Here is a 12411-nt window from a genome sequence, read left to right on the forward strand (position 1 = left end):
GGCCTCTTCGTACGAAAGTGCCGTGAGGTGCGGGCGAACGGCCCCGCTACAGCGCGGAGTCGGGCTCCTCGCTGGGCGCCCGGCCCGCGTACGCCTCGGCGAGCAGCTGCTCCTCGCTGGCGCCGAGCCGCCAGTACCCGGTGAAACGCACCGAGCGGCGGTCGATGGAACGTTCCTGCACCAGGTGGCGGCGCACCGCCCGCACGGTGCCGGCCTCGCCCGCGATCCAGGCGTACGGGGCCTCGGCGGGCGGCAGTTCGGCCGCCCGCAGCACGTCCAGCACCCGCTCGGTGCGGCCGGCGCCCGTGTCCTCGCGCACGATCCAGGTGATGTCCGCGCCCGCGGGCGCGGCCAGTTCCAGCCGGTCGTCCGCGTGCGGCACCTCGAACCAGGCCACGACCCGCGCGTCCCGCGGCAGCCGCTCCAGGACGGCCGCCGCCGCGGGCAGCGCGGTCTCGTCCGCGAACAGCAGCGTCAGGTCCGCGTCGGCCGGCCGCTGGAAGCGGACCGACTTGTTCTCGGCGACGGTCGGGCCGATGGCCAGGATCCGCATGCCGGGCTCCGCGCGGCCCGCCCAGTGGGCGGCCGGCGAGCCGGTCCCGTCCCCGGAGGCGTCCTCGTGCAGGACGAAGTCGATGTCGACCTCGACCGAGCCGTCGTCGGCGGTGCGCTGCTCGCGCACGGTGTACGACCGCATGACCGGCCGCTCCTCGTCCGGGACGCCCCGCCAGGCGGCGAACCAGGTGTCCTCGTCCGTGGACGGGAGCACCGTGTCCTTCCGGTGGGCCGGCGGCAGGAAGAGCGACAGGCTCTGGTCGAAGCCGCCCGAGCGGAAGCCCGCGAGGGACTCGCCGCCGAACGTGACGCGCAGGAACGAGTGCCCGAGCCGCAGGGTGCGCACGACGTCGAGCTCGAAGAAGGCGAAGTCGGCCATGGCCGTCAGCTGACCTTCTTGGCCTTCTCGACCGCGGTGGCCAGGTCCTCCAGGAGCTTGGCGCACTTGTCGTAGGAGAAGATCGGCTCGGTGACGCGGGAGACGACCTGGCCCGCCTTGACGGCCGGCAGGCCCGCCCAGGTGGGCTTGCCCGCCTTGAGCTCGGCGTCCTGGAGGGTGCCGGTGCGGTTGTCCAGCATGATGATGTCGGCCGGGTACTTGCCGGCGTTCTCCCAGGACAGCTCCTCGAAGAAGCCCTCGGCGTTCGGGGTCGGCTCGACGAAGGTCAGGCCGAGCTCCTGGAAGTACTTGGTGTCGGCGCTCATCTTCGGCACCGAGACGTAGAACAGCTCGGCGGAGCCGGAGCCGATGAGGACCTTCAGGCCCGGGTTGGCCTTCGCGGCGGAGCGCAGGCGCTCGGCGGCCTTCTCGAAGCGCTCCTTGGCGGAGGTCACCGAGGACGCCTTGAGGTCGGCGCCCAGGGACGCGGCCAGTTCGGCGTGGCGGGCGATGGCGGCCGGGATGGTGGTGTCCGGGCCGGCGAAGAGCATGACGCTCGGCGCCATGCCCAGGATCTTGTCCTTGGACTCGGCCGGCACGTACCACGGGTCGTCCTTGACCCACATGTTGGTGACGAGCAGCTCGGGGTTCAAGGACGCGTACTTCTCGATGTTGAACTCGCCGTAGACGTTGCCGACGATCTCGACCTTGGAGATGTCCATCGAGCCGGCCTGGACGTCGGCCTTGCCGTCGGCGGTCTTCGTCGGGCCGAAAACACCCTTGACCTTGACGCCGAAGTCGTACAGGGCGGCGGCCGTTCCGACGAACGCGACGATGTTCTTCGGGGTCGACTTGGCGGTCACGTCCGTGCCGCGGTCGTCCTTGAAGCTCCAGGCCTTGCCGTCGCCGCCGCCCGAGCCCGAGCCCTCTTTCTTGCCACCGCAGGCGGCCAGGGCGCCGCCGAGGGCGAGGGCACCGCCGGCGGCGAGGATGCCACGACGGGTGAGGAGGGTCGCTCGGGACTGGGGCATGTCTGTGTCCGCTTTCGTGCGTTGCCGGGGCGGCTTTGAGCCGTTCGGGACGAAGGTTAGCCTAACCTCAGAGCGCCCGGTAAGGGGGGCCTAAGTAACGCCCCGGCATCGATCGCCGCACGTCGCGGAAGGTTCAGCCCGCGAAGCCCAGTTCGCGCGCGATGAGCATGCGCTGAACCTCGCTGGTGCCCTCGCCGATCTCCAGGATCTTGGAATCGCGCCACATCCGGGCCACCGGGTACTCGTTCATGAAGCCGTACCCGCCGTGGATCTGCGTGGCCTCGCGGGCGTTGTCCACGGCGACCGTCGAGGAGTACAGCTTGGCGATCGCCGCCTCCTTCTTGAACGGCTCGCCGTGCACCAGCCGGGAGGCGGCGTCCCGCCAGCCGATCCGGGCCATGTGCGCCCGCATCTCCATGTCCGCCAGCTTGAACTGGACGGCCTGGTTGTCACCGATCGGGCGGCCGAACGCCTGCCGCTCCTTGGCGTACTTCACCGACTCGTCCACACACCCCTGCGCCAGCCCCGTCGCCAGCGCGGCGATGGCGACGCGGCCCTCGTCCAGGATCCGCAGGAACTGCGCGTACCCGCGGCCCTCCTCGCCGACCAGGTTGGCCAGCGGCACCCGGACGCCGTCGAACGACAGCTCGCGGGTGTCGGAGGCGTTCCAGCCCACCTTCGAGTACGGCGCCGCCACCGTGAAGCCGGGGGTGCCCGAGGGCACGATGATCGAGGAGATCTCCGGGCGGCCGTCGGCCTTGCGGCCGGTCACGGCGGTGACGGTGACCAGACCGGTGATGTCGGTGCCGGAGTTGGTGATGAAGCACTTCGAGCCGTTGATCACCCACTCGTCGCCGTCCTTGACGGCGGTGGTGCGGGTCCCGCCGGCGTCGCTGCCCGCGCCCGGCTCGGTCAGCCCGAACGCGCCGAGCATCTCGCCCGAGCACAGCTTGGGCAGCCACTGCTGCTTCTGCTCCTCGGTGCCGAAACGGTACAGCGGCATGGCGCCCAGGGAGACGCCGGCCTCCAGGGTGATGGCCACCGAGGAGTCGACCCGGGCGAGCTCCTCCAGGGCGATGCCGAGCGCCAGGTAGTCGCCGCCCATGCCGCCGTACTCCTCGGGGAACGGCAGGCCGAACAGGCCCATGCGGCCCATCTCGCGGACGATCTCGTAGGGGAACTCGTGGCGCTCGTAGAAGTCGCCGATCTTCGGGGCGACGACGTCGTGCGCGAACTCCTCCACGGTGCGGCGGAGTTCCTCGTGCTCGGGGGTGAGCCGGTGGTCGAGGGACATGAGGGGACTACTCCTTGGGGGAGAGGGCGCGGACGGTACGGGAGGGGCTGGGCCGGCCCAGCCGTTCGGCCATCCACACGCTCGTGGCGGTGAGGGCGGCCAGGTCGACCCCGGTCTCGATGCCGAGGCCGTCGAGCATCCACACCAGGTCCTCGGTGGCGAGGTTGCCGGTGGCGCTCTTGGCGTACGGGCAGCCGCCGAGACCGCCCGCGGAGGCGTCGACGGTGGTCACCCCGTGCTGGAGGGCGGCCAGGGTGTTCGACAGGGCCTGGCCGTAGGTGTCGTGGAAGTGCACGCCGATGCGGTCGGTGGTGACGCCCTGCTGGTCGAGCGCGGCCAGGAGGGTCCGCACGTGCCCGGGAGTGGCGACGCCGATGGTGTCGCCCAGGCTCAGTTCGTCGCAGCCGAGGTCGAGCAGTGCCTTGGCGACGCGGACCACCTGGTCGACCGGGACCGGGCCCTCCCACGGGTCGCCGAAGCACATCGACAGGTAGCCGCGCACGTGCACGGGTCCGTCGGCGGCTGCCTTCGCACGCGCCACCACCGGCTCGAACATGGCGAGCGACTCGGCCACCGTCCGGTTGAGGTTGCGGGCGGCGAAGGTCTCGGTGGCCGAGCCGAAGACCGCGATCCGGGTGGCGCCGAGCGCCAGCGCCCGCTCCAGACCGCGCTCGTTGGGCACCAGCACCGGCAGGGCCACGTGCCCGAGGTCCCTCAGCCGAGGCATCAGCTCCTCGGCGTCCGCCAGCTGGGGCACCCACTTGGGGTGGACGAAGCTGGTGGCCTCGATCGTGGTCAGGCCGGCGGCGGCCAGCCGGTGGATGAACTCCGCCTTCACCTCGGTCGGCACCGCGGACTTCTCGTTCTGCAGGCCGTCGCGGGCGCCGACCTCGTGGATCCGCACCCGGGCCGGCAGCCCGTCCGCGGGCACCGTCATGGGCAGGCCGGTCATTGCTCCTCCTCGGGGGTCACCACGGCCAGCACCTGGTCCATGGCCACCGTGGTGCCGGGGCTGACGTCGAGCTCGGCGACGGTGCCGGCGTGCGGGGCGGAGATGACGTGCTCCATCTTCATCGCCTCCACCACCAGCAGGCTCTGACCGGCGGCCACCTTGTCGCCGACGGCCACCTTCACCACCGTGACGGTGCCGGGCATCGGCGCCGCCAGCGTGTCGGCCCCGGCATGGCCCCGCCCGCTCAGGTTCGCCTCGACCGGGTCGTACGCCTGGACGTGCCAGGAGTCGCCGTCCCGGCCCAGCCAGCGGCCCTCCGGGGAGCGGACGTGGGCGAAGCGGTGGGTGACGCCGTCGAGTTCGACGGTGAGCCGGTCGGGGGTGCGGTCCACGATCCGGCCGCGGACCGGGGCCGCGCCGTCGAGGGCGAGCTCCAGCTCCGGGCCCCGGCGGCGGGTGCGGACCGTGACCGGGTCCTGGCCCGGGACGCGGAAGTGGTGCACGGTCCAGGCCGGGGTGCCGCCCAGGCGCCAGCCGTCGGCGGCGCCGAACGGGTCGGCCCAGCCCTCGGCGGGGCCACCGGGCCGCGCGGCGGCCAGCAGCGCCGCCGCGGCGTACACCTCCGCCGGGACGCCCTCGGGCAGCAGGTCCGGCAGGTCCCGCTCGACCAGGCCCGTGTCCATGTCGCCCGCCACGACGGCCGGGTGCGCCAGGAGCCGGCGCAGGAAACCGGTGTTGGTCTGGACGCCCAGGATCACCGTGTCCGCCAGCGCCGCGCGCAGCGACCGCAGGGCCGCCGCCCGGTCCGGGCCCCAGGCGATGACCTTCGACAGCATGGGGTCGTAGGTGCTGCCGGTGTCCACACCCGCGGTCAGACCGGAGTCCGTACGGACCGTGTCCGAGGCCGGCTCGGACAGGGCGAGCACCCGGCCGCCGGACGGCAGGAAGCCGCGGGCCGGGTCCTCGGCGCAGATCCGCGCCTCGACGGAGTGCCCGTCCAGGCGCACGTCCTGCTGCCCGAACGCCAGCTTCTCCCCGGCCGCGACCAGCAGCTGCTGCTCGACCAGGTCCAGCCCGGTGATCCGCTCGGTGACCGGGTGCTCCACCTGGAGGCGGGTGTTCATCTCCATGAAGTAGTACGAGGACGGGTCCCCGCCCGGCACGATGAACTCCACCGTGCCCGCGCCGACGTAGCCGCACGAGCGGGCGGCGTTCACGGCCGCCTCGCCCATCGCGGCCCGGATCTCGGGCGTCAGCAGGACCGACGGGGCCTCCTCGACCACCTTCTGGTGGCGGCGCTGGAGCGAGCACTCGCGCTCGCCCAGGTGCACCACGTTGCCGTGGGCGTCGGCCAGCACCTGGATCTCGATGTGCCGGGGGCGGTCGATCCACCGCTCCACCAGCAGCGTGTCGTCGCCGAAGGAGGACCGGGCCTCGCGCCGGGCCGCCGCGATCTCCTCGGCCAGCAGGGCGGCGTCGCGCACCAGGCGCATGCCCTTGCCGCCGCCGCCCGCCGAGGGCTTGAGCAGCACCGGCATGCCGATCTCCGCCGCCGAGGCGGCGAGTTCGGCGTCGGTCAGGCCGCTGCCGGAGGAACCGGGCACCACCGGCACGCCCGCCGCGCGGACCGTCTCCTTGGCCCGGATCTTGTCGCCCATCAGCGAGATCGCCTCGGCGGGCGGCCCGATGAAGGCGAGCCCGGCGTCGGCGCAGGCGCGGGCGAACTCGGCGTTCTCGGCGAGGAAGCCGTAGCCGGGGTGGACGGCCTCGGCGCCGGTGCGCCGGGCCGCGTCGATCAGCTTCGGGATCGACAGATAGCTCTCGGCCGCCGCCGCCGGGCCGATCCGGACGGCCGTGTCCGCCTCCCGGACGTGCCGCGCGTCGGCGTCCGCGTCGCTGAAGACGGCGACCGAACGGACGCCCAGCGCGCGCAGGGTCCGCACCACGCGGACCGCGATCTCGCCACGGTTGGCGACAAGGACAGTGCTGAACATCGGTTTCGCGTCCCTCACATCCGGAAGATGCCGAAGCCGGGCTCGCCCAGCGGGGCGTTGGCGCAGGCGGTCAGGGCCAGACCCAGCACCTGCCGGGTCTCCAGCGGGTCGATGACCCCGTCGTCCCAGAGCCGGGCGGTGGCGTAGTAGGCGTTGCCCTGCTCCTCGTACTGGGCGCGGATCGGCGCCTTGAAGGCGTCCTCCTCCTCGGCGGACCACTGCTGGCCGGCGCCCTCGATCTGGTCGCGCTTGACCGTGGCGAGCACGGAGGCGGCCTGTTCGCCGCCCATGACCGAGATCTTGGCGTTCGGCCACATCCACAGGAAGCGGGGGCTGTAGGCCCGGCCGCACATGGAGTAGTTGCCCGCGCCGTAGGAGCCGCCGACCACGACCGTCAGCTTCGGCACGCGGGTGCAGGCGACCGCCGTGACCATCTTGGCGCCGTGCTTGGCGATGCCGCCGGCCTCGTAGTCGCGGCCGACCATGAAGCCGGAGATGTTCTGGAGGAACAGCAGCGGGATGCCGCGCTGGTCGCACAGCTCGATGAAGTGCGCGCCCTTCTGGGCGGACTCGGAGAACAGGATGCCGTTGTTGGCGACGATGCCGACCGGGTGGCCGTGGATCCGGGCGAAGCCGGTGACCAGCGTGGTGCCGAACTCCGCCTTGAACTCCTGGAAGCGGGAGCCGTCCACGATCCGCATGATGATCTCGCGGGCGTCGTAGGGGGTGCGGGAGTCGACCGGGACCGCGCCGTAGAGCCCGTACGGGTCCACCTTCGGCTCCTCGACCGGCTCGACCGGCCAGGGCAGCGGGCCGCGCTCGGGCAGGGTGGCCACGATGTTCCGGACGATCCGCAGGGCGTGGGCGTCGTCCTCGGCGAGGTGGTCGGTGACGCCGGAGACCCGGCTGTGCACCTCGCCGCCGCCGAGCTCCTCGGCGGTGACGACCTCACCGGTGGCGGCCTTCACCAGCGGCGGGCCGCCCAGGAAGATCGTGCCCTGGCCGCGCACGATGACCGCCTCGTCGCTCATCGCCGGGACGTACGCGCCGCCGGCGGTGCAGGAGCCGAGCACGGCGGCGATCTGCGGGATCCCGGCGCCGGACATCCGGGCCTGGTTGTAGAAGATCCGGCCGAAGTGCTCGCGGTCGGGGAAGACGTCGTCCTGCATGGGCAGGAAGGCACCGCCGGAGTCCACCAGGTAGAGGCAGGGGAGACGGTTCTCCAGGGCCACCTCCTGGGCCCGCAGGTGCTTCTTGACCGTCATCGGGTAGTACGTGCCGCCCTTGACCGTGGCGTCGTTGGCGACGATCACGCACTCGCGGCCGCTGACCCGGCCGATGCCCGCGATCACCCCGGCGGCCGGGGCGGCGCCCCCGTACATGCCCTCGGCGGCCAGCGGGGCGAGCTCCAGGAAGGGGGAGCCGGGGTCGAGGAGGGTGTCCACGCGGTCCCGGGGCAACAGCTTGCCGCGGGCGGTGTGCCGGGCGCGGGCCTTCTCGCCGCCGCCCAGGCGGGCCGCGTCGAGACGGGCGCGCAGGCCCTGGGCGAGCTCCTGGTGGGCGGCCTCGTTGGTCCGCCAGGCCTCGGACGCCGGGTCGGCGGCGCTGTGAAGCACCGGTGCCTGCTGCATCGCTTCGAGCTCCCTTGCTCGTGCACCTGGGTTAATCACCGTTAACGCTTGTGGGCATCAGGTTAACGAGCGCTAACGGCCCTGTCTAGAATGGATTGCCATGAGCAGCAGAGCGGTCGCCCCCACCCGGCGCGAGCAGATCCTGAGCGAGGCCGCGCGCCTCTTCGCCGAGCGCGGGTTCCACGGTGTGGGCGTGGACGAGATAGGCGCCGCCGTGGGCATCAGCGGGCCCGGGCTGTACCGGCACTTCGCCGGCAAGGACGCCATGCTGGCCGAGCTGCTGGTGGGCATCAGCGAGCGGCTGCTGACCGGCGGCCGGCACCGGGTGGCGGAGGCCGCCGGGGACCCCGCGGCCGTCCTGGCCTCCCTCATCGACGGCCACATCGACTTCGCCCTGGACGACCGGGCGCTGATCACCCTGCACGACCGCGAGCTGGACCGGCTGCGCCCGGACGACCGCAAGCTGGTGCGCCAGCTCCAGCGGCAGTACGTCGAGCTGTGGGTGGAGGTCGTACGGGCGCTGCACCCGACGGCGCAGGAGTCCCAGGCGCGGGTCGCCGTGCACGCGGTCTTCGGCCTGCTGAACTCCACCCCGCACCTGGGCTCGCTCGGGCGGGAGGCGACGGAGTCGCTGCTGCGGCGGCTCGCGCACGGGGCGTTCGGGGCGCTGTCGTAGCCGAGGGCGACGCGTCCGGACGGCGGACGGAACCGGCGGCTCCGGCCGGGCGACGGCAGAATGAGCCCCATGCCGATAGAGACGCCCGTCCCGAGCCGCGCCGCACTGATCGACCACCTGATCCAGACCCGCATCGCGGGCCAGGTCGCGACCCCCCGCGAGAACAACCTCTCGCACTACCGGAAGCTGGCCAACGGCGACCGCCACTACTGGCTGGGCCTGGACCTGGGCGACCGCTGGACCGACGAGCAGGACGTGCTCGCGGTGATGGCCGAGCGCGTGGGCGTGGTGGACGACCCCGTCCACCGGGTCGGCCAGGACACCATCGACCCGGAACTGACCGTGGACGGCCTGGAGCGGATGGCCGCCCGGCTGCACAAGGCGGCGCTGGACCAGCAGCGCGTGCTGTTCGCCACCGGTCACCCGGGCGGCCTGCTCGACGTGCACCGGGCCACGGCGGCGGCGCTGCGCGCGGCCGGCTGCGAGATCGTGGTCATCCCCTCCGGTCTGACGGCCGACGAGGGATCGGTGTGGCAGTTCGCCGACGTCGCCGTGCTGGAGCGGGGCGCCACGCTGTGGCACACCCACTCACCCGCGCCGATGGCGGCGATCCTGGACGCCCTCGCCGCCGAGGGCCGCCCGCTGCCGGACCTGGTCGTCGCCGACCACGGCTGGGCCGGTTGCGCGGCCCAGCGCGGCCTGGACGCCGTCGGCTACGCGGACTGCAACGACCCGGCACTCTTCCTCGGCGAGGCCGAGGGCACCCTCCAGGTGGCCGTACCCCTGGACGACCACGTCCGCGACCCCCGCCACTACGACCCGATGGTCGCCTACCTCCTGCACACGGCGGGCCTGCTCGGGCAGTAGCCCACGCGGGTGGCCGCCGTGCCGGGCGGGCTGCGAGCGCCGCCGCGACCGCGGTCGCGAAGCGGGCGTCAGGCGCGGGGGACGCGGACCACGCCCTCCTGGATCACCGTGACCACCAGCCGGCCGTCCTGGGTCCAGATGCGGGCCTGGCCCAGGCCCCGGCCGCCGTGGGAGGTGGGGGAGTCCTGGTCGTACAGGAGCCACTCGTCGGCGCGGAAGGGGCGGTGGAACCACATCGCGTGGTCCAGCGAGGCCCCCACCACGTCGCCGACCGCCCAGCCGCCCCGGCCGTGGGCGAGCAGCACCGAGTCCAGCAGGGTCATGTCCGAGACGTACGTGGCCAGGCACGTGTGCAGCAGCGGATCGTCCGCCTCCAGCTTGCCGGCCGTGCGGAACCAGACCTGCGAGCGCGGCTCCACCGGTTCGCCGATGGTGCCCCACGGCGGGGTGGTGGCGTAGCGCAGGTCGACGGCGGCGCGCGCCGCCAGCAGCCGCTCGACCGTGCCGGGGTCCTTGAACAGCTCCCGGTAGCCGGGCAGCGCCTCCGCCGCGGTCGGCAAGGTCTCCGGGTCCGGTGCCGGGGGCATGGCGACCTGGTGGTCGAGCCCCTCCTCGGACGCCTGGAAGGACGCCGACAGGTGGAAGATCGGCTGGCCGTGCTGGACGGCGACCACCCGGCGGGTGGTGAAGGAACGCCCGTCGCGGATCCGGTCGACCGTGTAGACGATCGGCGCACCCGGGTCGCCGGTGCGCAGGAAGTACGAGTGCAGCGAGTGCGGGGCGGTGCGGTCCGCGGGCACCGTCCGGCCGGCCGCGACCAGCGCCTGGGCCGCGACCTGCCCGCCGAAGACCCGCGGAATCAGCGACGCGCGGCTGGTGCCCCGGAAGATGTTCTCCTCGATCTGCTCCAGGTCGAGCAGATCGAGGAGATCCTTCAGTGCGTCGTTCAAGAGGACTTACAGGCCCATCGACTTGGCGATGATGGACTTCATGACCTCGCTGGTGCCGCCGTAGATGCGGTTGACGCGGTTGTCGGCGTACAGGCGGGCGATCGGGTACTCGTTCATGTAGCCGTAGCCGCCGTGCAGCTGGAGGCAGCGGTCGATGACGCGGTGCGCGACCTCGGTGCAGAACAGCTTGGCGGAGGCGGCCTCGGCCGGGGTCAGCTCACCGGCGTCCAGGGCCTCCAGCGCGCGGTCGGCGACGGCCTGGGCGGCGTCCACCTCGGCCTGGCAGGAGGCCAGTTCGAACTTGGTGTTCTGGAAGTGGGCGACCGGCTTGCCGAACACGGTGCGCTCGGTGACGTACTGCTGCGCGAACCGGACCGCGGCCGCGGCCTGCGCGTAGGCGCCGAAGGCGATGCCCCAGCGCTCGGACGGCAGGTTGGCGCCGAGGTAGTAGAAGCCCTTGTTCTCCTCGCCGAGCAGGTCCTCGACCGGGACCTTGACGTCGACGAACGCCAGCTCGGCGGTGTCGGAGGTCTTCAGGCCCAGCTTGTCCAGCTTGCGGCCGATGGAGTAGCCCTCGGACTTGGTGTCCACGGCGAAGAGCGAGATGCCGAAGCGGCGGTCCTCGGCCGACGGGGCGGAGGTGCGGGCGCAGACGATCACGCGGTCGGCGTGCACACCGCCGGTGATGAAGGTCTTGGCGCCGTTGAGGACGTAGTGCGTGCCGTCCTCGGAGAGCTTGGCGGTGGTCTTCATGCCCGCGACGTCGGAGCCGGTGCCCGGCTCGGTCATCGCCAGCGCCCACATCTCCTCACCGGTGACGAACTTCGGGAGGTAGCGCTTCTTCTGCTCGTCGGTGGCGAGCATCTTGATGTAGGGGAGGGCGAGCAGCACGTGCACGCCGGAGCCGCCGAAGTTCACACCGGCGCGGGAGGTCTCCTCATAGAGGACGGCCTCGAACTTGTGGGTGTCCAGGCCCGCGCCGCCGAACTCCTCGGGGACGTTGATGCCGAAGACGCCCAGCTCGCCGAGCTTGTAGTAGAAGTCGCGCGGCGCCTGGCCGGCGGCGAACCACTCGTCGTAGACGGGCACGACCTCGGCCTCGATGAAGGCGCGGATGGTCTCGCGGAACGCCTCGTGGTCCTCGTTGAATACGGTACGGCGCACGAGCCGCCTCCTCGATGCCTGTCGTGTCCTGGGAACCCGCGCCTGAGCTGATATGTCTAAGCGCTTGCTCAGAATAAGTTACCCGGCAGTCACCGACGCTGTCCATACCGCAGAGCCCCGCAAAGCACGTGACCGGCCTCCCGAACGCCCCCGCGACCGGTGCGGTCACCGCGACAGGGCGAACCACAGCTCCATGCGCACGTCCGGATCGTCGAGGTCCCGCTCCAGCAGGGCCGCGCAGCGCCCGATCCGCTGCCGGACGGTGTTGCGGTGCACGCCCAGTGCCGCGGCCGAGCGGTCCCAGCTGCCGTGGTGCGCCAGCCAGGCGCGCAGGGTCGCGCGCAGCGCGGGCGTCAGCGGGCCGAGCAGCGCCTCGGCGTAGGCCCGGGCCTCGGCCGCGCCGACCAGTCGCGCCAGGCCCGGTTCGGTGTGCCGGGCCAGCGGGATCCGGGCCGCCTCGGCCCGGTCCAGGGCCCGCCGGGCCTGCGCGTCGGCCGGGGCCAGGGCCGCCGGACCGGCCGGGGCGGCCACCCCGAGCCGCCAGCCGGGCTGCGCGACCGGCTCCCGCTCGGTGAGCAGCCGTACGGCGCCGGGCCCGTCGGCGTCCAGCAGTACGGTGCCCAGCGCGGCGGCCAGGCCCCTCGGGTCCGAGCCGCCCCGGGCGTGGACGACGTACCAGGGGCCCGGTCCCAGCACCTCGGCCGGGGAGCCGCCGAGGAGCAGCCGGGTGAGGGCCGCGGCCTCGGTGCCGGCGGGCCGTTCGGCGGTGAGCAGGGTCAGCAGCACGGCCGCGACCGAGGCCACGGTGTGGTCCCCGGGCGTGCGCACGGGCGTGGCGGTGCCGAGGGCGGCGGGCCGGTCCAGCGCGTAGGCGGCCAGGTGCCAGCCCCCGGCCTGGTCGGTCGCCGTGGCCGGGCC

11 protein-coding genes are annotated in these 12411 nt (G+C 72.9%); 2 read left to right on the forward strand and 9 right to left on the reverse strand.

The genetic code is table 11. The features are described from left to right. Positions 1-46 precede the first annotated feature (46 nt). From LG632_RS15550 to LG632_RS15575, 6 genes are all read right to left on the reverse strand, one after another. Complete coding sequence (locus tag LG632_RS15550) at positions 47-934, reverse strand: siderophore-interacting protein (protein ID WP_226727727.1); 888 nt, start codon at positions 932-934, stop codon at positions 47-49. 5 nt (positions 935-939) lie between these two features. Continuing rightward, on the reverse strand, positions 940-1965 hold the full coding sequence (locus tag LG632_RS15555) for an ABC transporter substrate-binding protein (RefSeq protein WP_226727729.1): 1026 nt from the start codon (positions 1963-1965) through the stop codon (positions 940-942). Positions 1966-2098: 133 nt separating this feature from the next. Continuing rightward, positions 2099-3259, reverse strand: coding sequence for an acyl-CoA dehydrogenase family protein (locus LG632_RS15560; protein WP_226727731.1), 1161 nt, complete (start codon positions 3257-3259; stop codon positions 2099-2101). A 7-nt stretch (positions 3260-3266) separates the two neighbouring features. Next, complete coding sequence (locus LG632_RS15565) at positions 3267-4211, reverse strand: hydroxymethylglutaryl-CoA lyase (RefSeq protein WP_226727734.1); 945 nt, start codon at positions 4209-4211, stop codon at positions 3267-3269. Then, complete coding sequence (locus LG632_RS15570) at positions 4208-6205, reverse strand: ATP-binding protein (RefSeq protein ID WP_226727735.1); 1998 nt, start codon at positions 6203-6205, stop codon at positions 4208-4210. Before LG632_RS15570 ends, LG632_RS15565 begins: the two co-directional genes overlap by 4 nt. Positions 6206-6219: 14 nt before the next feature. After that, a complete protein-coding gene (locus LG632_RS15575) occupies positions 6220-7836 on the reverse strand; it encodes a carboxyl transferase domain-containing protein (protein WP_226727736.1) in 1617 nt (538 codons plus the stop codon). A gap of 100 nt (positions 7837-7936) precedes the next feature. Here LG632_RS15575 and LG632_RS15580 point away from each other — a divergent pair, with 100 nt between their 5' ends. Both LG632_RS15580 and LG632_RS15585 read left to right on the forward strand, forming a co-directional pair. Then, the gene (locus LG632_RS15580; RefSeq protein WP_226727737.1) at positions 7937-8512 is read left to right on the forward strand and encodes an SACE_7040 family transcriptional regulator; all 576 of its coding nucleotides are present in this window, start codon (positions 7937-7939) and stop codon (positions 8510-8512) included. Between the two features lie 69 nt (positions 8513-8581). After that, entirely contained in the window at positions 8582-9379 is a 798-nt protein-coding gene (locus LG632_RS15585; protein WP_226727740.1) for a phosphatase, read from the forward strand. Between the two features lie 68 nt (positions 9380-9447). Here LG632_RS15585 and LG632_RS15590 read toward each other — a convergent pair whose 3' ends face one another. The 3 genes from LG632_RS15590 to LG632_RS15600 form a co-directional block, all read right to left on the reverse strand. Next, on the reverse strand, positions 9448-10329 hold the full coding sequence (locus LG632_RS15590) for an acyl-CoA thioesterase (protein ID WP_226727742.1): 882 nt from the start codon (positions 10327-10329) through the stop codon (positions 9448-9450). A gap of 6 nt (positions 10330-10335) precedes the next feature. Beyond that, the gene (locus LG632_RS15595) at positions 10336-11493 is read right to left on the reverse strand and encodes an acyl-CoA dehydrogenase family protein (RefSeq protein WP_226727745.1); all 1158 of its coding nucleotides are present in this window, start codon (positions 11491-11493) and stop codon (positions 10336-10338) included. 165 nt (positions 11494-11658) lie between these two features. Next, positions 11659-12411, reverse strand: a 753-nt coding sequence (locus LG632_RS15600) for a helix-turn-helix domain-containing protein (protein ID WP_226727748.1), incomplete at its 5' end; no start/stop codon positions are given.

The sequence above is a fragment of the Streptomyces antimicrobicus genome (assembly GCF_020532625.1).
GTDB classification, from domain to species: domain Bacteria; phylum Actinomycetota; class Actinomycetes; order Streptomycetales; family Streptomycetaceae; genus Streptomyces; species Streptomyces antimicrobicus.